Here is a 20,982-nt window from a genome sequence, read left to right as displayed (position 1 = left end):
TCTTTCTTACGTGTATGCGATCGACAGATCAGAATGCGCGAAGGTTGTCGCGGAAGTGCTTGTGCTCATAGGAGGTACGGGTCAACCCGCGACGCTTGAGTGCGGGGACGAGCCCGTCGGTGATCTCGGCGACGTATCTGCGGTTCATCGGCGCCCCGGCAATGAGGAACCCGTCGCCACCGACCTCCTGCATCACGCCGTCCATCATGTCGGCGACATCGTCCGGGGTGCCGACGAATTCGAGCGTGTCGATTGCACTGTGGCTGGTGATCCGCTCGCGCAGGGTCTGTGTCCCGTCTCCCTTGAACTCGGCGAAACTGCTTCGGTGGCCGTTGCTTTCGAGGTCCGCAGGCAACGGTGCATCGAGGTCGAACTGGCTGAGGTCGATACCGGACAGATGAGACCGGCCGGCCAGCAGGCCATCGATGTTGCGCGATGCTGCGTCCTGGCGTCGCTGGTGCTTTGCCTTGGCCTCGGCAGTCGTCTCACCCAGGATCGGCGAGATCAGATACATGACCTTGACGTCATCGGGGTTACGACCGGCTTCGGCGGCACCCTGGCGAATGTCCTCGCGGTAGCGGCGCATCTTGTCGGTGCCGTGCGGGTTGGAGATGATGGCATCGGCGTGTTTGGCGGCGAACTCCTTGCCTTTGTCCGAGCCTCCTGCCTGCAGGAACACCGGTCGTCGCTGTGGGCTGGGAACGGTGTTGAGCGGTCCTCGGGACTTGTAGAACTTGCCCTCGAAGTCGATCCGGTTCACTTTCTCGTGGTCGGCGTAGATGCCACCTGGCGCGGTGTCGGCCACCACCGCGCCCTCCTGCCACGAGTCCCACAGCTTGCGAGTCAGTTCGACGAATTCGTCGGCCATGTCGTACCGAAGATCGTGCTCGGGCATGTCGAAGCCGTAGTTCTGTGCTGCACGGGTGTTGCTGCCGGTCACGATGTTCCAGCCGATGCGACCCTCCGCGATGTGATCGAGCGTCGACATCAAACGGGCGACGGTGTACGGGTGGTAGAACGTCGTGGTGAGCGTCGGCACGATGCCGAGGTGCTTGGTGGTGTAGGAGAGGATTGCCGCGAGTGCAGCGGGATCGTGTTTGGGCGCGGCAGATGCCGTCGCGAGGTAGTACTCCATCGACCCCTTGTAGGTGTCGGAGACCTGCACGGAATCCTCCATGATCAGGAAGTCGAAACACGCGCGTTCGAGCGAGTGTGCAAGGTCGACGTACTGATCGGGCATCATCCAGTCGGTGGCACCGGTACCGGACCACGGCTGGTTCCAGGATTGGACACCGAACCCGGCGCCGAGGAACCAGCCCAGGTGAAACTTGTTGGCAGTCATGTTGTTCTCCAGTGATCGAGACGTGTCGAGTCAGAATTCGAGAAGATGATCGCGAAGGTGTTCGCCCGTGTACTCGGTTCGCATCAGTCCACGTCGTTGCAGGGCGGGAACCAGTCCGTCGGCGATTTCTCCTATGTAGCGTCGGTTGTGGGGTTGGCTCCAGATGAGGAATCCGTCACCGCCGATCTCGTCCATGGCCTCGCCCATCTGCTCGGCCACCTCGTCGGGAGTGCCGACCAGCTCCATGGATTCGGTGCGGTAGGCGACGCATGCTTCGCGGAGTGTCCGTCCGTCTGCCCACTTGCGGAAGTTCTCCAGTGTGGACTGATGACCGTTCGTGTGGACGTCCTCGGGAAGTGGTTTGTCGAGATCGAACGTGGAGAAGTCGATCTCCATGCTCGCCGACCATCCGATGAGCGGACCCATCGGATTGGCGCGCACCGCGTCGGCTTTGCGCTCCTTGCGGTCGAGAGCATCCTGATGTGTCTCGCCGAGAATCGGTGAGACGACGTACATCACCTTCGCCGAATCCGGGTCGCGTCCGTGTTCGACCATGCGCCTCCGGATGTCGGCGCGGTACTCCTTCATCGCGGGAACGCCCTTGGGCAGCGCCATGACCATGTCGGCGTGCTTGGCCGCGAAATCGCGGCCGGCGGGGGAGCCGCCTGCTTGCGTGATCACCGGACGGCCCTGGGGGGACGGGAGGGTGTTGAGGGGGCCGCGGGACGAGTTGTACTTGCCCCGGAAGTCGACGGTGTGGACCTTGGTGTGGTCCACGTAGGTGGATGTCGCGCGGTCCATCACCACCGCGTCGGCATCCCAGGAATCCCAGAGTTGTTCGACCAGTCCGACGTATTCGTCGGCGCGGGCATATCTCTCGTCGTGGGGCGGAAGTGTGTCCATTCCGAAGTTCTGCGCGGCGCGATCCTCGCTGGAGGTGACGACATTCCACGCGATACGCCCCGACGAGAGATGATCGAGCGACGCGATCGACCGAGCCAGCAGGTAAGGAGGATAGAACGACGTGGACGCCGTGATGGAGATTCCCAATCGCTCCGTCGCACGCGTCAGGAGCGGCGCAAGAGCCATGGGGTCACCCTTCGGAGCCCATCCACCCGTGCGGAGTGTCGCCTCCGAGCTCCCGCCGTAGGTGTCCGAGACCATCGACGAGTCCTCGAGCAGAAGGAAATCGAAGCATGCGCGCTCGAGCGTACGGGCGAAGTCGACGTAGAAGTCGCCGTTCAACCAGTCTTCGCTGTCGGTGCCTTCGAAAGTGGTGTTCCAGGCGGCCGGGACGAAGCTGCCGAACCAGCCGAGATGAAATCTTTTGTCTGTCATAGTCCGTTCGTTTCTGCCGGTGTGTGAGTCGACTTCACCGCGGGGATGTTTCGAGAAGCGGCGCGGTTGGTAGCCGCCCGATTTCGCCGCGTATCTTCTGCGTTCTCGCACGCAGTTCGGTCGGTTGGCGGGATATGACCACCGACCGAACGGGCGGAGCTACTGCGGGAACGACAGGTTCGAGTAGTCGATACGGAAATCGGTGCGTTGAACGAAGCCGTCGATGCCTGCCTCCAAGGCCACCGACGGGCGCACACGAGCAATGAAGATGTACGGCGCCTGCTCGGTCATACGAAGCTCTGCCGCGTTCCAGTACTCCCCGGCCTCCGGGCTCAGAGCGTCGCCTGCATTCAGTCCCTGATCGACGAGACCCAGGAATTCGGGATCGTTCCACAGTGCGGTGTTCGAGCCACCACCCGGCTGAGTGAGCAACTGCAGCGAGTACGGCGGGGTCATGGTCACCGATGCGCCGATCGAGAGGCTGGCCTGGATCTTCCCGTCGAGCTGCTCAGCGTTGAGTTGAGCCGCAGGAACTTCGGAGATGGTGACGTCGATGCCGGCTTCGGCAGCGTACGACTGAATCTGAATTGCAGTGTCCTGCGCAGCGGGGAGCTGGTTGTTGACGCTGAGCGTGAACGCGAAGCCGTCCGGCATGCCGGCCTCCGCGAGCATCTGCTTCGCACGTTCCGGATCACCGTCGTACTGCGGTAGGGCGGATCCATCCCAGTTGGGCGCTTTGTCGTCCAGAACGTGGTTGTACTTGTACGCGCGGTCGAAGAAGACGTCGGACATGATCTGGTCGTAGGGGATCGCGTAGGCCATGGCCTGGCGCACCCGCACGTCGTCGAATGGGGCAGTGGTGGTGTTCATCGCGTACAGCAGGTACTGGTTCGAGGTGGTCGTCGGTACCGTGACCGCCTCGTTTCCCTCGAGCGTTGCCTGGTCCGAGGAACGCAGCGCGAGCGCAACATCGGCGTCCCCGCGGGTGACCATGTTGGCGCGCGTTGCAGGATCGGCGACTACTCGTCGAATCATCCGCTTCACCTCGGGCTCGCCGAGGACGAAGTCGGGGTTAGCCTTCATGACGATCTCCTGGCCCGGAGTCACCGACTCCAACATGTAAGCGCCGTAACCGAAATTGCCGCGCATCATGTCCTCGGCACCCCACTGCACGGCGTAAGGATCGTCGGGAGTGGCGTTCTCGATGAGATAGTTGCTGTCGTAGATCGATCCGATGTTCTCGGCCAGGTTAGCCAGCAACGTCAGGCCGTAGCCCGCTTTCTCCACGGTGAAACTGACCGTGTAGTCGTCGATTTTCTGAATCTGAGTGACCGGGTCGGTCAGCATCGGCTTGAAGTAACCGGCCATACCGCCACCCGGAGTCGCGAACTTGCGCTCGAAGGACCACAGCACGTCGTCGGCGTCGAGTTCGTTACCTTGTTGGCTCGACACACCTTGCTTCAGCTTGAAGGTGTAGACGAGTTGATCCTCGCTGACGTCGTAACTCTCGGCCAAGTACGGCTCGAAGTTGTAGTAGTCCTGCACCAGAGCGTCCGAGCCGTCCTCTTCCACGTACGGTTTGCGGATGAGCTGCGCGTGCATGTTGTTCGTGACGTCCTGGTTGTCCGTACCCGCGGTGTAGCCGTAGTCACGGACGACGTTCGACGCCTGGTCGGGGGTCACGACGATGATTTCGCCGGTGCTGGCCGCGTCGGATCCTGCGGACCCACCGTCGGAGCACGCACTCAGCGCGAGCGCGCCCGCGAGAAGCGGGATGGACCACTTGAGCCCGAAAGGTAGGCGATGGGAGTGTTTCACTACGAGTGTCTCCTTCGTCGATGCATGGGGGATCGACGGGTGTCGCGTGTCAATTTGTCGACGCCCGTGAAAATGGGAGGTGCACGTGCTCGGACAGCGCTGTCCGTGTGCTGATGGGGTCACTCCGCCGGCTGCGCTCCCGCGCACGAATGGGGTCACTCCGCCGGCTGCGCTCCCGCCGCGTCAGTGGGAGCGACGCGTGTCTTTCGTGAGATGACGGCCGACGATGGCGACGGAAGCCACTGTCGCGCACAGAGCGAACGCGGGTGCGCCGGCGGCCCAGAGCTTTCCGATCGCCGCATCGCCGGCGCCGCGCGTGATCATCGATCCCCATTCCGGTGTGGGAGGTGCGAGACCCACTCCGAGGAAGCCGAGAGCCGCGGTCAGGATGATCGTCAGTCCGAACACCACCGACGCGTTCTGCAACGCAGGGACGGACGAGTTGGGAAGCACGTGCCGGAAGACGAGTTGGGTCTCGCTGAGACCGGCCTGCCGGGCAGCGTCGAGGTAGGCGTCTCCTCGAACCCGCAAGACCTCGGTGCGCACCAACCGTGCCTGAATCGGTGCGAGAATCACCGACAACGTGAAGATCATCGTCAACGACGAAGTGCCGAAGAACGAGACGACGACGAGTGCGACGATCACGGTGGGTACTGCCTCGAGGAGGTCCAGGAACCGGGCGGCGCCGCGCGCCAGGAATCCGCCGAGCCCACGTCCTGACTCGTTCATTCCGATCGTGAGGCCGATGAGAATGCCACCCACTGTCGATGCGATCGTGACGAACAACGCGATGGTGACGTCGATCCGTGCGCCGGCGATGGTTCGAGAGAACACGTCGAGTCCCGTGGAATCGGTGCCCAGCAGGAACTCCGAGTTCGGTGAAAGCGACGGCGCGCCGACAACTTTCGTCGGATCGAACGGTACGATCCACGGTCCGACGAGCGCTACCAGAAGCACGAGGGCGACGGGCACGAACAGCAGGAGGGTCTTGGGTGAGGCGCGCTTCGTCTTTCGAGTCTCGCGTGCAGAAGTCGTGACGCCGGCCATCTAGGAAGCACCTCCTTGCCGACCCGGCTTGCGCCGAGGGTCGAGCAGCATGTTGATCAGGTCTACACACAGGAACACGATCAGCGATATCGCGGCAACCACCAACAGGAAGCCCTGTAGAGCAATGAGATCCGTTGCGGCAACGGCCTCCACGGCATAGGTGCCCATTCCGCCGAGGCCGAAGAGAGTCTCGAGAATCACGGCACCGCCCAGCAGCGAACCGAAGACCATGCCGAACAGTGACACCGTCGGAGGGAGGGCCCGCCGATAGGCACTGAGATAGATGTACTTGCGCGCCGATCCCGTAGCAACCTTGAACAGCGTCGGGCCCGCGGTCAGGCTCGAATCCAACGCAGTCAGAAGCTGTTTGAGAAGAATGGGCGTAACCGAGACCACGAGAACCGAGATCGGCAACAACAGGTGTGAGGCCATCGAGGACACCACCACGGTGTCCCCGCGTAGGACGGCGTCGAGCAAAGGGAGAGAAGTGATCGGATCGGGTTCGGTCAGCCCAGGTCGCACCCGCCCCGAGGGGGCCGGGACGACCTGAAGCGTCGCATAGAAAAGGAAGATTCCGACGACGCCCACGACGAACTCGGGCACCGCGCCCGCTGCCTGGGCGTAACCGCGCACGGCGCGCGATGCGAGAGAGCCGGGCCACGCCACGACAATGGCTGACAACAGCAGAGTCACCGCGACGAGAAAAGTGAACGCGATGCCGGCCAGTTCGAGTGTGCCGGGTAAGCGGTCAGCGATGTCAGTGGTCACCGGTCTACCCGTCATGATGGCGTTTCCGAGATCGAAGTGCAGGAGGTTACCCAGATAGGACATGAGTTGGCTCCACAGACTTCCGTCGAGTCCCAGCTCGGCCTTGGTGGCCAGATAGTCTGCTTCGGTGGCCTCAGGTCCGACTACTTCACGCGCAGGGTCGCCGGGGATCGCTCGCACCAGGAAGAAGGCTGCAACTGCGAACACCAGCAGGTGTAGAGGTAGCACCGCCACACGCCCCAGCCACCAACGCTGGCGGCCGACGAAATTCTGCAGCGCGTTCATCGGGCTGCTGCCACGGCTAGCTGCTCGACTTCGTCGAGTCCTCTGTACGCCTCGAGCAACTGCTCGGTGTACGGGTCCTGCGGTCGCTCGACCACGTCGTCGGTGGTGCCCTGTTCGACGATGACGCCGCTACGCATGACGACGATGTCGTCGGCGATGAAGGCTGTGGCGGGCAAACCATGCGACACGAACACCAAGCCGCAGTCCTCGGCCGCGCAGTAACTCTTGAGCATGTTCAGTATTGCTCCCTGGACCGACACATCGAGCGCGGAGACCACTTCGTCGCACAACAGAATCCGCGGTTTCACCACGAGCGCACGTGCGATCGAGAAGCGTTGCCGCTGACCTCCCGAGACTTCGGCGGGGTACCGATCTGCCATCGACGGGTCCAGTTCGAGAGACGCGAGTGTCTCGTCGACGCGGACGTTCGCCGTCTCGGTGTCCATACCGAGCAAACGCTGCGCAGGTAGCCGCACGGCGTCACGCAGCGTTCGCCTCGGATCGAACGACGACGTCGTGTCCTGAGCGACGTACTGTATGCGGGAACGAAATTCGCGGCGTCCTCCTCGGGTCGACAACACGCCGGGTAATGCTGCGCCGTTGTACGCCACAGTGCCATCGGTGGGCTCCAGCAGCCCGCACATCATTCGGACCAACGTCGACTTGCCCGACCCGGACTCACCGACGATTCCGATGGCCGACGCAGACGTGACCTTCATGCTGATGTCGTTCACAGCAGCCTTGCCGGACCCACGGCGATGGAAACTCTTGCCGAGGTGCCTGGCGTCGATCTCGGCGTATGCACCGCGCACAGTGCCACTCATCACGATCCTCCAACCCGTTCGTCATCAGCAGATGTACTGCCTTGACCGCAGAGCTTTCTTCAGACTCGTTACTGAAAGCGCCTCGAGGCGTAACCGAAGTATTACGCCAGGTGAAATGCCTGGTCAGAGCCTTGAGAATCCTCTAAACGCCATTGTGATCTACCTCTCTGTGGCGTTATCGGCGTCCGAAACGGCCCCCAGCAGGCCGAGTGCGCGGCGTAATCGGTCAGTTACGCCTGGGCCATGTTCGTTAATCCGATTCCCCCAAGCTGGTGCGCACGCAGCGTTACCGCTGCCCATGGAAACCCGAGAGGACTTCGATGAACGTACTTCTGCCCCGCGATCACGCCGAACCCGAACAAGGACCGACCAGAGGTGCAGGCGCATGATGCATCTCGGGTGGTTCTTCACAACCGGATTCGGTGTCTACGGCTGGAATCAGCCATGGTCCGGCAATGTACCTGCCGACGTCGGGCGGCCGGATCTGTTCGTCGACGCGGCGCGCAGTCTCGAACGGGCGGGCTTCGACTACATCATGCTGGAGGACTCCTCCGTTCTGTCGGACGTGTATCGCGGAACGTTCGAAAGTTCGGTGCGTCGCGGCACCACCGTCCGATTCGATCCGATGCCGCTCGTACCTCTGATGGCCCAGGCAACCGAGCGAATCGGAATTATCGCCACCGTCGCAACGACCTTCTATCCGCCTTTTCTCGCTGCTCGCTTGATGGCAACGCTCGATCATGTGACCAAGGGCAGGATCGGCATCAATCTGGTGACGGCAAGTGCTGACGGTGCTGCCCAGAACTACGGCTTGCCGAAGCAGATCGAACACGGCCTGCGGTACGAGATGGCCGACGAATGGATCGACGTCGTGTCTCAGCTGTGGGACTCGTGGGAGGAGGACGCCCTGGTTCTCGATGCCGAATCCGGCGTCTTCGCTGACCACGAGAAGATTCACAAGGTGGGGTTCGAAGGGAAATATTACGCCTCCCGCGGTCCCCTCAACGTCCCACGTGGACCACAAGGGCGTCCGGTCATCTGTCAGGCGGGCGGCTCGCCTGCAGGTCGCGCGTTCGGAGCCAAGCATGCCGACACGATCATTGCCAACGTGCGCGGACTCGATGCGATGCGCGAGTATCGCGAGGACATCAGCAAGAGGTTGCTCGAGTACGGACGCAAACCGGACGATGTCAAGGTGCTGTTTCTGGTCAGCCCGATCATGGCCGACACCGACCAAGAAGCGGCAGTCAAACGGGACAGAATGCGCGAGGTCCAGAAGAACAACATCGACGGAGTATTGGCTGCGATGTCCTACCTTTCGAGCACCGACTTCTCACAATTCGACATCGACGCGCCTGTACCGGATCTGACGAAGTACAACGGGCACAAGAGCACCCTCGAGGACATGGCAAAGTCAGGCAAGACATTACGCGAGATCATCGCCAACTACCCGACCGTGGAGTCCATCGAACTCGTGGGCACCACCGAATCCGTTGCAGCACAAATGGACGAGGCGATGGACTACGTGGGCGGCGACGGATTCCTCATCGCGTCTCCGGTCACTCGCAAGGTGATCTCCGAGATCAGCGACGGGCTCGCGCCCGCTCTCCGGCGCCGCGGTGCGATCCGAGACGGTTATTCGAAGCCGACCTTTCGCGAGAATCTCGCAGCGTTCTAGCCGGCGCCGAGTGCGCGGAGGGCTCCGCGCTGGCGGAACGGTTACATGTACGAGGCGGCGAACATCAGGAACACCACGAACAACGCCGTTCCGCCGAGTGCGGCGCCGATCATTGCCTCGCGCCCATTGGTGGCCGTTCCGTCGACGGCGCGGCTGAGGCCGACCCATCCGCACACGACGGCTACCAGGCCCGCGGGGATCGCGAGATAGTCGCCGATGAAGGGGACGAACGCGCAGACGACTGCAACGATGCCTGCAATCAGCGCGACGCTCCCGGCGCCATCGCGGTACAGGGACCGTGCAGCCGGTTTCTTGCCCACAGCTCCTCCAACGGGTTGCACCGAGTCGTGCGTTGCCACCGAGTGGGTTCTTTCGGCACCCTCGGCGATCTCGAAGATACGCGCATTCGGGACAGTCGGCCCGTCTGTCCGGCTCACGCGATCGCAGCGACCCGCGTCGCACAGTCGACGAAGTGATCGATCGAGGGTTCGGTGTCGATTCGAGAGATGATCGACAGATCTGTCAGAGGGGCCCGGGTGACGAGTTCGAGGAACGAGACTCTGTCGGACGGCGTCGAGGCCGAGGAATGCGGCACGATTGTCACTCCCAGCCCGCATTCGACCATGGCGATCTGGCTGTTGATCGAGTTTGCTCGGTGGCGGGTGTCCGGTGTCAGGCCGGCTTCTCTGCATGCGGCAGCCATCTCGTCGTGGTACCCCGGTGAAATCTCGCGCGGGAGCCAGATCCATGCTTCCTTGGCGAGCCAGGCCAATTCGATCGATCCGACCGTGGACGCGAGAGGGTGGGTCGATGGCACGGCCGCAACGAAGTGGTCTTGCCGTAGTGGAACCACCCGACAACCGGACGGGGCAGTTGCTTGTCTCACGATCGCTATATCCACATCGTGCTGCAGCACGGCTCGGGCCCCGACATGGGTATCGACTTCGCGAAAGAACATCTCGACATCGGGTCGAGTCCGGCGATAGACAGCGATCGCGTTCGGCAGCAAGTTCTCGAAGGCCGACGATACGGCCCCGATGGAAACCTGCCCCAGGTAACCGTTCTGGGCTTGCAGGGCAGCAGTTTCTGCCAATTGTGCTTGCTTGACGAGAGTTCGGCAGTGTTCGAGAAACACGGACCCGGCCTGGGTAAGGCTCACGGAACGACTCGACCGGTTCAGCAGCTTGACGGAAGTGTCTCGCTCGATCTGCTGAATAGCTTGTGACAGCGGTGGTTGCGACATGTGCAGTCGAGACGCCGCCCGTCCGAAGTGCAGTTCTTCGGCAACGGCGATGAAGTACCGAGCCTGACGAATTTCGACCACTGAGTCGTTCTCCATATCGATGGCAGATCAAATCGGACCTTCACAATATCGCTCAGTGGAGGTCGAATTGTTCGCATGGACGACACAATGATTCTCGACGAGTTTGCGAAACTCGACAGTGCGGCCGTCAGTGACGCGCTCGACGGTGCTGGTCTCCCGAGTGGCATCGGCGGCATCGCTCCCGTGTCGGGATCGAAAATTGTCGGGTTTGCGGTGACGGTTCAACTCGAACCGTATGTGCCTGGTCCTGCCGGCCCGCACATCGCGAGCACAGCCGTGTCGACCGCGGGCAAGAGCGACATCATCGTCATCGCCAATGCCGGTCGCACAGACGTGTCGTGCTGGGGTGGGCTACTCAGTCTCGGCGCCAGCCTCAGGGGAGTCCGCGGCACCATCGCCGACGGCTGCTGCCGCGACATCGGTGAAGCACGTGAATTGGGGTATCCGGTGTTTTCCCGTGGTGGAATCCCAGTTACCGCGCGTGGGCGCCTTCAGCAGAAGTCCACCGGCGACACAGTGATCATTGCGGGGGTGTCGGTGTCGCCGGGAGACGTCGTCGTCGCGGACGAGACCGGTGTGGCTGTCGTGCCACGCGCGAAGGTGTCCACGGTGCTGGCGGGCGCACGGGAGATCGTCGAGCGTGAGAGAAGCATCGCCCGCGACCTACACAACGGCATCGCGATAGCTGATGCACTGCACGACGCACGACTAGCAGGAAGTGAAGAACATGACCAGTAACTCGATCGTATCCCGCCTGGGAAAGATTCCTACGGCGTCGATTTCGGACGCGTTGGATGCGCTGGGGCAAGCCGGCTCCCTGCACGGGATCGGGCCCCTCGATCCGGCCTCTCGGATTCGAGCTGTCGGGCCTGCCTATACCGTCAGATACGAGCCGATCACCGATGAGCCCGGGACGGTAGGCGACTTCCTCGACGATGTGGAACCGGGCTCGGTCATAATCATCGACAACCAGGGTCGTACCGACTGCACGGTGTGGGGCGGGATCATGACCCGAGCGTCCGCGGCGCGCGGAATCGCAGGCACCGTTGTTTTCGGGGCGTGCCGCGACACCTCCACCACCCTCGAACTGGGCTATCCGATGTGGAGCGTGGCGCGGTTCATGCGAACCGGAAAAGACCGCGTACGGCTCGTCGAGGTACAAGGAACACTCCACATCGACGGTGTCGGAATCGAGCCGGGCGACATCGTGGTAGCGGACTCCGACGGGGTTCTCGTCGTCGCTTCGGACAAGGCCGCGGAGGTCGTTGCACTCGCCGAGAAGATCGAGCAGACCGAATCCGACATCGTCGACGCCGTCCGCTCCGGGAGCACCCTGCATGAAGCGCGCCGGCAGTTCTCCTACCACACACTGCAGAGCGCCACATGACGGATCTCGCGCGTGGGCATGCGACGGCCACGATCTACGAAGCATCGAAGCTCGACGTTGCTCTCGACCCTGCTATCAGACCCGCCTGGGCTGGAGCACGCGTCGCCGGTCCTGCGTACACCGTTCAAGGTGTAGGTGGAGACAACCTCGCGCTGCACAACGCGGTAGCCCAGGCGCCGTCCGGTCACGTACTTGTCGTGGACGCCGGTGGGGCTCGACACGGCCACTGGGGTGAGGTGCTCGCAGTCGCGGCGCGACAACGAGGACTGATCGGTCTTGTCATCGACGGTGCAGTCCGAGACACGGTAGAACTGGCCGCAATGGACTTCCCAGTGTTCTCGCGAGGAATCTCCATCATCGGTACGCGCAAGGGATTTACCGGCGCGTTCGGGGTGCCGGTCGATGTCGGTGGTACGAAGATCGAAACCGGAGACATGGTGGTCGGTGACGCCGATGGCGTCATAGCCATCCCGCAGAACGAGGTGGAACGCGTGCTCGACCTCTCGGACGCGCGGGCGGCGGACGAGCAGCGGATCTTCGAGGAACTTCGCGCGGGAAAGACCACTCTGGACCTGTACCGGTTCGGTAGCGCGACATGACCGCTACCAAGCCGGGCTTGTCGGGCCGGGCGCCATCGTGGCGGCAGCGACGCGCCACGTTTCGCAGACGATCACACACGTCCCGCTGATCACCCAAGTCGCAGCCCTGGAGGCGGTCACGCACGACCGAGCCGACTTGCTGTCGACAGTGCAGCACTACCGGACTCGCCGTGATCGGACCGTAGCTGCGCTTCGTGAGATAGACGGCGTGGACTGTCCTGTGCCGAACGGCGGGATGTTCGTATTCTCCTCGGTCGAGCAGCTTCTCCTCCGAAACCACTCTGGAGTGTCGACGTCAGCGGAGTTGGCCGGGTGGCTTCTGGAGGAGGTAGGTGTCGCGGTCGTTCCGGGCGAGGCCTTCGGCGCCCCAGGTGGATTGAGGCTGTGCTTTGCGGTAAGCGACCAGACACTCGACGCCGCACTCGACAAGCTGAGGTCGGCACTGAGTGCGCTGTAGGTCCACAGGCGCGCGTCCCTACACCTGACATCGTCAGAGTTGCTCTGGGACAGGAGAACTGGAGTTCGACACGAGGAACTCCGACACACGTCGCCACATCTCGGGCGGGTTGGAGTACATGGGGAAGTGTCCGCTCGAAGGAATCTCGGCTAACTCGACCCCGCTGTTCGAGAGATGGCTCAGGTAGGAGAGTGAACTGTTCTGTTCCCCGTACATGAACATCTTCGGGATCGGTAGACCGACGAATCGAGACATGAGGTTACCGTTGTCCGACAGATCGACCATCGACTCGAAGATGCCGCGGACCGAATTGGATTGAACTTTGTGCGCCAGACCGGCCGAGTACAGGGCGCTGGAGTAGAAACGTGAGTCCCACGCTTTCCGAGTGAATTCGTCCAGAAACACCTCGGGATCCGGATCGCCATCGATGATCTGCCGACTCAGAAAGCAATCTTCGGGGGCGACATTGCCTTCGATGTCGATGAACGACAGCACCCGATTCGGATGGTCGGACGCAAGCATCAAGCCGGTCAGACCGCCCATCGAGTGTCCGATGACATGAAAGGTATCGATGGGCCGAGAATCCAGTACGGCGAGCGCGGTCGAGACGAGAAGCGGAATCGAAAGGCGCTGGGGCTGTCCGCAACGCGACGCGCCGAAACCCGGCGCGTCGTAGGCGACGACAGGCCTGTCGGACAATTCCGTTCGTTGAACGACGTCCGAATAGTCTTCTTTCGTCGAACCGAAGCCGTGCAGGAACACGATCGGCTCACCGATCCCACTGCGATACATACCGGCGATATCGACCCGCACGCCGTCGACGGTCGTCGACACATCGAATCGGGACAACTTGTTCGGCTCCACTGTCGGGTGACTCCAATCCGCGATCTTCTCCGGCTCGCCGGCGGGAGCGAAGCGCTGTGCTCCATCAGCCGGAAAGCGTTGGTCCACACTATTGAACAGCTCATCGTGTGGCGCACGGAAGGTCCGATTCCGTCTGGCACCGAGACGCCTCGCAACCGGATGTGCGGACGCGGACCGGAAACAGGTGCCGCCCGGACAGCTTGTGGCTGCCGGGCGGCATCTGGATCGTGTGATTGTCAACGCATCACGAATGGATTTCCGACTGGTGCGCCGGTGTTGATCCATACACTTTTGGTCTCGAGGTAGTCCTCGACTGCCCCGATTCCATTCTCACGGCCGAGGCCGGAGTCCTTTACGCCCCCGAAGGGCATCATGTAACTGACGGCGCGGTACGTGTTGACCCACACCGTGCCCGTGTGCACTGCCGCCGAGACACGGAATGCGCGACCCATGTTCTGCGTCCACACTCCTGCGCCCAGGCCGTACCGTGAGTCGTTCGCGATCGAGATGGCTTCGTCTTCGGTATCGAACGGAATCACTGCGAGGACGGGTCCGAAAACCTCTTCCTGCGCCAGCCGTGAAGAGTTGTCGACGCCCGTGTAGATGGTGGGTTCGACGAACCACCCGTTTCCGCAGGCATCACCGGTGGCCGCTTTGCCGCCGAGAGCGAGCGTAGCGCCGTCTTCACGGCCGACATCGATGTAGTGCAGCACCTTGTCGTACTGGTCGCGGGTGGTGACGGGTCCTACCTGCGTCTGCGCGTCCATCGGATCACCCATCCGAGCGCTCCGCGCCAAGGCGACGACCTTGTCGACGACGTCGTCGTGAATGGACCGCTGCACAAGGAGTCTCGATCCTGCGATACAGGTCTGACCAGTAGCTGCGAAGATGCCGGATACTGCGCCGTTGACGGCCGCCTCGATGTCGGCGTCGTCGAACACGATGTTCGGCGACTTGCCGCCCAGTTCGAGGGACACCTGCTTGAACTGGCGTGACGCCTGTTCACCGATGCGCCTACCAGTGGCGTCCGAACCGGTGAAGCTGATCTTGCGCACGAGAGGATGGTCGACCAGCGGGCTCCCGACCTCGGCTCCGAACCCGGTTACGACGTTCACGACTCCGATCGGCAAACCCGCTTCCTCCAGCAGCCGAACGAATTCGAGTGTGGACGCCGACGTGTACTCGGACGGCTTGATCACCACCGAACACCCTGCGGCCAGAGCGGGCGCGAGCTTCCAGACGAGCAACAGCAGCGGGGAATTCCAGGGTGTGATGATCCCGACCACACCGATCGGATTCTTCTGGGTGTAGGTGAAGTATCCCGCTTTGTCGATCGGGACGACGGTCCCTTCGATCTTGTCGGCCAACCCTCCGTAGTAGCGAAACCAGTGGGGTACGTACTGGCACTGACCGAGCATCTCGCTGTAGAGCTTGCCGTTGTCACGTACTTCTGTGCGCGCCAGAGATTCTGCATTCTCGGCCAGGTGGTCGGCGATTCTCGTCAAGACCAGACCGCGCTGACTCCGCGTCATCTCGGCCCACGAACCGCTCGTCATGGTGCGGTGTGCTGCGGTGACGGCTCGATCGACGTCATCGGCATTTCCACGCGCGATCTGTGCCCACGGCCGCCCTTCGAACGGATTGTCCGATTCGAAGAATTCACCGGTCGAGGATGAGCGACGTTCGCCGTCGATGTGCAGAAGGTACTTCTCCATGAGAAAACCTGTCGTCGAAGGGATGTGGAAATCAGAAGGTCGAGAAACCGAGTGCAGCTCGAACTTTGTTCTTGACCGCGACTCCGTCACGAGGAGGCAACGCCCGTGGAGGTTCGCCCGTGTCGATGTACACCTGGAAGAAGCTGGTCTGGGTGCGTGCGACCACTGCCTCGGCGATGGTCTTGGCGCCGTCGAGCGAATCGATCGTCTCCGCACGCGGGATTCCGAATCCACTTGCCACCGCGGACAGACTGGTTCCGAGGCTGGAATGACTGCGCTGCATCCCGGTCTCACCGAAGTGTCCGTTGTCCAGCACGACGATGGTCAGGTTCGGTGGTGCTTTGACCGCTACCGATCCCAGGGTGCCTACCCCCATCAGCTGCTCGCCGTCTCCCGTGATGACGATGACGGATTCTTCCGGCTGTGCAAGCGCGAGCCCCAACCCGACCGGTACTGCCGCACCCATCGCGCCCCATAGATAGAAGTTGCGGTCACGCTCACCCTGCGCGAACACGTCGTACGACGGCGAACCGAGCCCGGTGACGACGAGCGCGTCAGGGGTATCGGCCAGAAGGGCGCCCACGAATGTGCGTCGGTCGATCGTGTACAGCGTGCCTGTCTCGCTCATTTGCGTTCCCATTTCTTTCGTCCGATCAGGGTTTGTCCGAGGAGGACGGCGACTCGTTCTCCGGCAAGGAATGCGGTGTCGAACGCTGCAGACACGACTTCTCCGACCTCGTCGGGCTGATCGGCCCGAAAGACCGTGATGCCCATGAGTTCCAGCGCTTCCTGGGTTGCGGAGCCCATGGGAATCTGCCAGGGATTGAATTCTGCGTACTCGCCTCGCATCGTCACCAGCGTGAGAAAAGGAAAGCGGCACATCTCGAGAAGGGAGAACATGTTGACGCAGTTTCCGACGCCACTGCTCTGCATCAGCAGCACAGCACGCTGCCCGCCCAGCCACGCTCCGCTGACGACACCCACGCCTTCCTCCTCGGTGGTGAGCACGACGTCCTCGATCGTCGGATCGTCGATGGCGGCGCGGATTGCGTAGGAGTGTCCTGCGTCGGGCACGTAGGCGATCTGCTTGACATCACCTGCGCGAAGTACGTCGAACACCTCCTTCTGCCATGCGGGCCCCGTATCAGTCGTGCTCATGTGGTTCTCCGTTTCCGATTCGGTCGTTGTTTACCCATCATGGACTGACATACTTAGCGGGTGGTAATGCTTTCTAGGAATGCATCGATCACGGGAACGAATGGAGGAAATGCCGAATGGAGATAAGGCAGTTACGCGCGCTGATCGCCGTAGCGGACACAGGTAGTGTCACGCGCGCGGCCCGGGTTCTGCATGTCGTGCAACCGGCCGTGACGCGCCAGATCGCCTCTTTGGAAACAGAACTCGGCGTGTCGCTCTTCGAGCGAACGCGGGCAGGAATGCGATTGACGGCCGTGGGTGAGCAGGTGCTCCACCGTGCTCGACGTGCGCTCCACGAGCTGGATCGAGCGCGGGAAGAGGCCGGTGCCAGTGGTGACGACCTCCGCGGATTGGTGACGATCGGTTTGCTTCCGAGTTCCGCTCACATCGTCGGGCCTCGTATTGCGGCGGAGGTAGCTGCGGCGCATCCGGGGATCCGGCTTCGACTGACATCCGGTTACGCCGGGTACCTCGCCAAATGGTTGGAAGGGGGTGATGTGGATGTGGCGCTTCTCTTCGATCAGCCACTTCCGGATGGGTTTCGTTGCACCGAGGTCTCCGTCGAGGAGATGCGAGCGATCGCGCCTCCGGGAGCCGTCGAGGATGGGCAGACGATGCCTCTGGCCGACGTTCTGGGTCTTCCGTTGATTCTTCCGAGTTCACCGCACGGTCTACGAACGCTGATCGAATCAGCCGCTGCGAAGCTCGGTGTCGACTTGGCGGTTCCCTTCGAGACGAACGAGGTAGGTCTGCAGCGGTCCTTGGTTGCGGAGGGCCACGGGTGGTCCCTGCTGCCCTCCAGTGCGGTGAACGACTCACAGAGCTCGGAGGCGGTCGTCATGGTGGTCACCGAACCGACCCTCACGCGGACCCTGGTGATCGCTCGTCCCGGTGGACGCAGGTCGGCGGCTGTCGATGCCGTCTCGGCTCTGCTCGGCAACGTCATCGACGACGTTGTGGCGAGTGGGGTCTGGTCCCCGATGGGTAGTCGACTGCGCAAGGCGTTCGAGGACACGGAGACAGTGGTGTCGGTGACATCCATGTAGAATATTTTCTACAAAAGATTTTAGAAGGAGACTGGGATGACGCGCAACGACACGGCCGACGCGGTCGGGCTCGCGAAGTACGTCGACGGATGGGCACCGGACCCCGTCGAGACTGTGGACGTCGTGCACCTCGAACGGGTGACGCAACTCGCTCGCACACTCGACTTGGACGAGGCGCGTTTCGGTGACGGCGTCGTTCCAATTCTCGCTCACTGGACAGCTTTCCAGGACTGGCCTCCCACCTCCGAACTCGGACTGGACGGCCATCCGGCGGAAGGGCACTTCTACCCGCCGATCCCGGACCGACGCCGTATGTTCGCAGGCTCCACCATCACTTCGCACGACAACCTGCGTATCGGGGAGCCGATCGTGCGCCGGTCGTCCGTCGAATCGGTGACTCCGAAACACGGCAAGACCGGCGAGATGGTCTTCGTCGTCGTTCGTCACGACTTCGAGCAAGGAGGCCGGCTCTGCCGCACCGAGCAGCAGCAGATCGTCTACCGCAGTGACAGTGGTGGGCCCACTCGAACCTTCGAATCATCGTCCGACCAAGTGGAGCCCTCGCCCGAAGCGACATGGGCAACGACGCGTTCCGTACCGTCGGCGACGCTGTTTCGATACAGCGCGCTGACTGCGAATGCACACCGCATTCACTACGACGCTCCGTACGCAACCGGTGTCGAGGGGTACCCGGGACTCGTGGTGCACGGTCCACTGCTCGCGACGCTGATGGCCGATGTAGTGGGACAGGCATGGGGAGATTCGGAAGTCGCGACATTCTCCTTCCGGCTTCTTCACCCGGTGTTCGTCGACGATCTCTTCGTCGTCGAGGGGACGGCCGCCGAGGACGGCCGGTCTGCCACGTTGGCGGTCGCGGGTTCTGTCGCCGCGGCGGCATCGGCGAAGGCAGTACGACGATGACGATGACACTCTCGCAACGAACCGCGGTAGCGCGGACGTTCCTTTTCGTGCCGGGGACGAGACCCGAACGCTTCGACAAGGCCATCGCCTCGGGCGCCGACCTGATCGTTCTCGACCTGGAAGACGCAGTAGCCGTCGGTGACAAGGACAGTGCGCGCGACAACGTCGTCGAATGGCTTCGTGGAGGCACGAACGCGGTCGTGAGGGTCAATTCGCGGACCTCTCCGCACTGGGAGGCGGACGTCGCGGCAGCAGTGAACGCGGGCGCCGCGGTGATGGTCCCCAAGGCGGACGATCCAGCGGTACTGGCCGAGCTCGGCGAGCAGATCCCGGTCATCGCTCTCATCGAGACCGCGCGCGGAGTGCTTGCAGCCCAATCGATCTCATCGGCACCGGGAGTGGTGCGCACGGCCCTCGGGCACATCGATCTAGCGGCCGAACTAGGCGTCGACCCCGATGCTCGAGAGGCGCTCCTCGCAGCTCGATCGGCGCTGGTTCTCGCGGCCGCTGCCGCCGGGATCGACTCACCGATCGATGGCGTGACCACCGATCTGAGCGACACGACAGTCCTCGCGTCGGATGTCGTGTACGGAAAATCGTTGGGTTTCAGTGGAAAACTCTGTATCCATCCATCGCAAGTCGAGACCGCGAAGACTGCGTTGACTCCGACTCGCGTCGAAGTGGCCTGGGCCGAGAAGATACTGGCGTCGCTGCCCTCCGGCGGTGGGGTTGCCAGTGTGGACGGTCATATGGTCGATCCACCGGTGCTGGCGCGCGCGGCGCGCATTGTGGCCACGACGACGAGGTAGCTGTGCGAGGAGAGTATCGAGAGCGCGTGCGGGTGGAAGACGCTGTGCGCGTAGAGCTTCAAGTGACCGGGTCGGGTCCACCACTGCTGTTGCTCGCGGGCCAGGCCAACGATCATCACTGGTGGGACCGAGTGCAGTCGTGCTATTCCGACTTCTTCACTGTCGTGACCTTCGATTACCGGGGGACCGGGCAGACCCCACTCGGGGCAGCACCGTTGTCCACGAGAAAGCTTGCCCAGGACGCTGTTCGGTGTTTGGACGCGCTCGGAATCGCGCGATGCCATGTCTTCGGCACGTCCATGGGTGGACGTGTCGCGCAGTGGCTCGCAGCCGACGCGCCCAGCCGTGTCGACCGACTGGTGTTGGGATGCACCACACCGGGCGGCGCCAACGCGGTGGAGCGGTCGGAGGAAGTGCGTATGTCCCTCGTCGCGGACTCGTCGAGTACCCGGGACGTCCTGGCGTCCCTGATGTACACGGACCGGTTCCTGGCAGATGTCCCACCGCCGTACTTCACTCTCGGTGATGTGAACATGACCGGCGACGCGCGAGCAGAACACCTACGTGCCAGTGCGACCCACGACGCATGGGACGTGTTGTCCACCATCGCATCTCCGGCGCTGATCCTGCACGGCACCGACGATCTGTTGGCACCCGTGATCAACAGCGAACTGCTCGCTTCACGCCTCCCGAACGCCGAGGTCCGTACTTTCCCCGGCGTCAGGCACGCGTTCTTCGAGGAAAGAGCAGCGGAGACGTTCGACGCGATCGCCCGGTTCACCGGCGTTGCCGCCGGCTCGCTGTTCGGCCGCTGAGTTCCTATTTCGTCGTGTGCATGTTCTGCACGTGAGAAGTGAGCAGTCGCCCCGCGTCGAGGATGTGTTCTGCCATCGCCTCGCGGGCTCCGTCGGAGTCGCCCGCAGCAAGCAATTCGACGATGCGGCGGTGGTCACGGGCAGAGGCCTCCGGCCATCCGGGAATTGCAGCGAAGAACTTGCGAGGCGCGTACCCGAGAGTGGATCCGACGAGCCACTGTAGCTTCGGGCTGTCGGCCAACGCGTAGACCGTGCGGTGGAACGCATGATTGAGCCGCTCCACCTCGTCGTAGTTCTTCAGCTGTGCAGCCTCCTCCAACGAATCCTGAATCCTTTCGAGGGAGGACACCACCGACGGGTCCGTGTTGGTCGTCGCGCGCGCAGCAAGTTCCCCAGCCAGTAGTGACTGGGCGGTGAACACGTCCTCGATGTCCTTCGGGTCGAGCGGCGCCACCACGAAGCCCTTGCGCGGCATCACCCGAAGAAAACCTTCGGACTGAAGTACGAGAAGGCCTTCGCGAGCCGGGGTGGCGCTGATGTCCAATTCGTCGGCGACCGTCTCCGACCGGATGAATTCGCCGGCGCGGAGATCTCCCGCGAGTATTCGTTCCCGCACGTGCGCTGCCGCCTCGTCGCTGAGGCGTAAGCGATGGCGGGGCCGACGTTCCTCCGAGTAGCTCGAACTCATGAATATAGAGTGTACTCAGCTGGTGGCGAGAGTCGCCGAGAGTACGCTCAGTCGCCGGGT

22 protein-coding genes are annotated in these 20,982 nt (G+C 62.6%); 9 read left to right on the top strand and 13 right to left on the bottom strand.

Going from position 1 to position 20,982, the window contains the following annotated elements; all coding sequences use genetic code 11:
- Window positions 1-28: 28 nt before the first annotated feature.
- The 6 genes from CH290_RS26325 to CH290_RS26300 form a co-directional block, all read right to left on the bottom strand.
- Window positions 29-1,342 (bottom strand): NtaA/DmoA family FMN-dependent monooxygenase, encoded by a 1,314-nt coding sequence (locus CH290_RS26325; RefSeq protein WP_033189816.1) that lies wholly within the window; start codon window positions 1,340-1,342, stop codon window positions 29-31.
- A gap of 30 nt (window positions 1,343-1,372) precedes the next feature.
- Complete coding sequence (locus CH290_RS26320; protein ID WP_033189817.1) at window positions 1,373-2,680, bottom strand: NtaA/DmoA family FMN-dependent monooxygenase; 1,308 nt, start codon at window positions 2,678-2,680, stop codon at window positions 1,373-1,375.
- A gap of 159 nt (window positions 2,681-2,839) precedes the next feature.
- Window positions 2,840-4,498: an ABC transporter substrate-binding protein gene (locus tag CH290_RS26315; RefSeq protein WP_052083200.1), complete on the bottom strand. Its 1,659-nt coding sequence runs from the start codon at window positions 4,496-4,498 to the stop codon at window positions 2,840-2,842.
- Window positions 4,499-4,681: 183 nt separating this feature from the next.
- Window positions 4,682-5,545 (bottom strand): ABC transporter permease, encoded by an 864-nt coding sequence (locus tag CH290_RS26310; protein ID WP_020111265.1) that lies wholly within the window; start codon window positions 5,543-5,545, stop codon window positions 4,682-4,684.
- On the bottom strand, window positions 5,546-6,598 hold the full coding sequence (locus tag CH290_RS26305) for an ABC transporter permease (protein ID WP_033189818.1): 1,053 nt from the start codon (window positions 6,596-6,598) through the stop codon (window positions 5,546-5,548).
- On the bottom strand, window positions 6,595-7,422 hold the full coding sequence (locus tag CH290_RS26300; protein WP_020111263.1) for an ABC transporter ATP-binding protein: 828 nt from the start codon (window positions 7,420-7,422) through the stop codon (window positions 6,595-6,597). Before CH290_RS26300 ends, CH290_RS26305 begins: the two co-directional genes overlap by 4 nt.
- Window positions 7,423-7,807: 385 nt before the next feature.
- On the opposite strand from CH290_RS26300, the gene CH290_RS26295 reads away from it, so the two are divergent.
- Window positions 7,808-9,100 carry an NtaA/DmoA family FMN-dependent monooxygenase gene (locus tag CH290_RS26295; RefSeq protein WP_019663393.1) on the top strand — a complete coding sequence of 431 codons (1,293 nt, stop codon included), beginning with the start codon at window positions 7,808-7,810 and terminating at the stop codon, window positions 9,098-9,100.
- Between the two features lie 41 nt (window positions 9,101-9,141).
- Here the strand turns inward: CH290_RS26295 and CH290_RS26290 are convergent, their stop codons facing one another.
- Window positions 9,142-9,420 carry a hypothetical protein gene (locus CH290_RS26290; RefSeq protein WP_026347485.1) on the bottom strand — a complete coding sequence of 93 codons (279 nt, stop codon included), beginning with the start codon at window positions 9,418-9,420 and terminating at the stop codon, window positions 9,142-9,144.
- A gap of 113 nt (window positions 9,421-9,533) precedes the next feature.
- Window positions 9,534-10,424 (bottom strand): LysR family transcriptional regulator, encoded by an 891-nt coding sequence (locus tag CH290_RS26285; RefSeq protein WP_033189973.1) that lies wholly within the window; start codon window positions 10,422-10,424, stop codon window positions 9,534-9,536.
- A 75-nt stretch (window positions 10,425-10,499) separates the two neighbouring features.
- On the opposite strand from CH290_RS26285, the gene CH290_RS26280 reads away from it, so the two are divergent.
- The 4 genes from CH290_RS26280 to CH290_RS26265 are packed head-to-tail and all read left to right on the top strand — an operon-like array spanning window position 10,500 to window position 12,867.
- Window positions 10,500-11,162 carry an RraA family protein gene (locus CH290_RS26280; protein ID WP_052083201.1) on the top strand — a complete coding sequence of 221 codons (663 nt, stop codon included), beginning with the start codon at window positions 10,500-10,502 and terminating at the stop codon, window positions 11,160-11,162.
- Window positions 11,152-11,811, top strand: coding sequence for an RraA family protein (locus tag CH290_RS26275; RefSeq protein WP_033189820.1), 660 nt, complete (start codon window positions 11,152-11,154; stop codon window positions 11,809-11,811). Before CH290_RS26280 ends, CH290_RS26275 begins: the two co-directional genes overlap by 11 nt.
- The gene (locus CH290_RS26270) at window positions 11,808-12,410 is read left to right on the top strand and encodes an RraA family protein (protein WP_033189821.1); all 603 of its coding nucleotides are present in this window, start codon (window positions 11,808-11,810) and stop codon (window positions 12,408-12,410) included. The genes CH290_RS26275 and CH290_RS26270 overlap by 4 nt, the downstream gene beginning before the upstream one ends.
- Window positions 12,411-12,447: 37 nt before the next feature.
- Complete coding sequence (locus CH290_RS26265; RefSeq protein WP_052083202.1) at window positions 12,448-12,867, top strand: aminotransferase class I/II-fold pyridoxal phosphate-dependent enzyme; 420 nt, start codon at window positions 12,448-12,450, stop codon at window positions 12,865-12,867.
- 33 nt (window positions 12,868-12,900) lie between these two features.
- Here CH290_RS26265 and CH290_RS26260 read toward each other — a convergent pair whose 3' ends face one another.
- From CH290_RS26260 to CH290_RS26245, 4 genes are all read right to left on the bottom strand, one after another.
- Window positions 12,901-13,818 carry an alpha/beta fold hydrolase gene (locus CH290_RS26260; protein WP_212555963.1) on the bottom strand — a complete coding sequence of 306 codons (918 nt, stop codon included), beginning with the start codon at window positions 13,816-13,818 and terminating at the stop codon, window positions 12,901-12,903.
- A gap of 149 nt (window positions 13,819-13,967) precedes the next feature.
- The gene (locus CH290_RS26255) at window positions 13,968-15,446 is read right to left on the bottom strand and encodes an aldehyde dehydrogenase (RefSeq protein WP_033189822.1); all 1,479 of its coding nucleotides are present in this window, start codon (window positions 15,444-15,446) and stop codon (window positions 13,968-13,970) included.
- 31 nt (window positions 15,447-15,477) lie between these two features.
- Window positions 15,478-16,074, bottom strand: coding sequence for a thiamine pyrophosphate-dependent enzyme (locus CH290_RS26250; RefSeq protein WP_033189823.1), 597 nt, complete (start codon window positions 16,072-16,074; stop codon window positions 15,478-15,480).
- Window positions 16,071-16,604 (bottom strand): thiamine pyrophosphate-binding protein, encoded by a 534-nt coding sequence (locus CH290_RS26245; RefSeq protein ID WP_033189824.1) that lies wholly within the window; start codon window positions 16,602-16,604, stop codon window positions 16,071-16,073. Before CH290_RS26245 ends, CH290_RS26250 begins: the two co-directional genes overlap by 4 nt.
- Window positions 16,605-16,720: 116 nt before the next feature.
- Between CH290_RS26245 and CH290_RS26240 the strand changes: the two genes are divergently transcribed.
- From CH290_RS26240 to CH290_RS26225, 4 genes are read left to right on the top strand one after another with little or no spacing between them, the layout of a single operon-like run.
- A complete protein-coding gene (locus tag CH290_RS26240) occupies window positions 16,721-17,689 on the top strand; it encodes a LysR family transcriptional regulator (protein ID WP_052083203.1) in 969 nt (322 codons plus the stop codon).
- Between the two features lie 36 nt (window positions 17,690-17,725).
- Window positions 17,726-18,610 (top strand): HTD2 family dehydratase, encoded by an 885-nt coding sequence (locus tag CH290_RS26235; protein ID WP_033189825.1) that lies wholly within the window; start codon window positions 17,726-17,728, stop codon window positions 18,608-18,610.
- The gene (locus CH290_RS26230; protein ID WP_033189826.1) at window positions 18,607-19,419 is read left to right on the top strand and encodes an HpcH/HpaI aldolase/citrate lyase family protein; all 813 of its coding nucleotides are present in this window, start codon (window positions 18,607-18,609) and stop codon (window positions 19,417-19,419) included. The genes CH290_RS26235 and CH290_RS26230 overlap by 4 nt, the downstream gene beginning before the upstream one ends.
- A gap of 44 nt (window positions 19,420-19,463) precedes the next feature.
- Entirely contained in the window at window positions 19,464-20,234 is a 771-nt protein-coding gene (locus tag CH290_RS26225) for an alpha/beta fold hydrolase (protein ID WP_230621025.1), read from the top strand.
- A 4-nt stretch (window positions 20,235-20,238) separates the two neighbouring features.
- Here CH290_RS26225 and CH290_RS26220 read toward each other — a convergent pair whose 3' ends face one another.
- A complete protein-coding gene (locus CH290_RS26220) occupies window positions 20,239-20,922 on the bottom strand; it encodes a GntR family transcriptional regulator (protein ID WP_033189828.1) in 684 nt (227 codons plus the stop codon).
- Window positions 20,923-20,982: the final 60 nt, after the last annotated feature.

Origin of the sequence: Rhodococcus sp. 06-156-4 (genome assembly GCF_002259345.1) — a bacterium.
In the GTDB taxonomy this organism is placed as follows: Bacteria; Actinomycetota; Actinomycetes; order Mycobacteriales; family Mycobacteriaceae; genus Rhodococcoides; species Rhodococcoides fascians_E.
Note: the sequence above shows the minus strand (reverse complement) of the source record. Positions and strands in the feature narration are given on the sequence as shown.

What these genes read in the sequence shown, in the direction of transcription:
- CH290_RS26250 (WP_033189823.1), bottom strand. Translation starts at nt 16,074, where the DNA reads ATGAGCGAGACAGGCACGCTGTACACGATCGACCGACGCACATTCGTG.
- CH290_RS26270 (WP_033189821.1), top strand. Translation starts at nt 11,808, where the DNA reads ATGACGGATCTCGCGCGTGGGCATGCGACGGCCACGATCTACGAAGCA.
- CH290_RS26230 (WP_033189826.1), top strand. Translation starts at nt 18,607, where the DNA reads ATGACGATGACACTCTCGCAACGAACCGCGGTAGCGCGGACGTTCCTT.
- CH290_RS26235 (WP_033189825.1), top strand. Translation starts at nt 17,726, where the DNA reads ATGACGCGCAACGACACGGCCGACGCGGTCGGGCTCGCGAAGTACGTC.
- CH290_RS26305 (WP_033189818.1), bottom strand. Translation starts at nt 6,598, where the DNA reads ATGAACGCGCTGCAGAATTTCGTCGGCCGCCAGCGTTGGTGGCTGGGG.
- CH290_RS26300 (WP_020111263.1), bottom strand. Translation starts at nt 7,422, where the DNA reads ATGAGTGGCACTGTGCGCGGTGCATACGCCGAGATCGACGCCAGGCAC.
- CH290_RS26310 (WP_020111265.1), bottom strand. Translation starts at nt 5,545, where the DNA reads ATGGCCGGCGTCACGACTTCTGCACGCGAGACTCGAAAGACGAAGCGC.
- CH290_RS26220 (WP_033189828.1), bottom strand. Translation starts at nt 20,922, where the DNA reads ATGAGTTCGAGCTACTCGGAGGAACGTCGGCCCCGCCATCGCTTACGC.
- CH290_RS26240 (WP_052083203.1), top strand. Translation starts at nt 16,721, where the DNA reads ATGGAGATAAGGCAGTTACGCGCGCTGATCGCCGTAGCGGACACAGGT.
- CH290_RS26245 (WP_033189824.1), bottom strand. Translation starts at nt 16,604, where the DNA reads ATGAGCACGACTGATACGGGGCCCGCATGGCAGAAGGAGGTGTTCGAC.
- CH290_RS26255 (WP_033189822.1), bottom strand. Translation starts at nt 15,446, where the DNA reads ATGGAGAAGTACCTTCTGCACATCGACGGCGAACGTCGCTCATCCTCG.
- CH290_RS26320 (WP_033189817.1), bottom strand. Translation starts at nt 2,680, where the DNA reads ATGACAGACAAAAGATTTCATCTCGGCTGGTTCGGCAGCTTCGTCCCG.
- CH290_RS26295 (WP_019663393.1), top strand. Translation starts at nt 7,808, where the DNA reads ATGATGCATCTCGGGTGGTTCTTCACAACCGGATTCGGTGTCTACGGC.
- CH290_RS26275 (WP_033189820.1), top strand. Translation starts at nt 11,152, where the DNA reads ATGACCAGTAACTCGATCGTATCCCGCCTGGGAAAGATTCCTACGGCG.
- CH290_RS26325 (WP_033189816.1), bottom strand. Translation starts at nt 1,342, where the DNA reads ATGACTGCCAACAAGTTTCACCTGGGCTGGTTCCTCGGCGCCGGGTTC.
- CH290_RS26280 (WP_052083201.1), top strand. Translation starts at nt 10,500, where the DNA reads ATGGACGACACAATGATTCTCGACGAGTTTGCGAAACTCGACAGTGCG.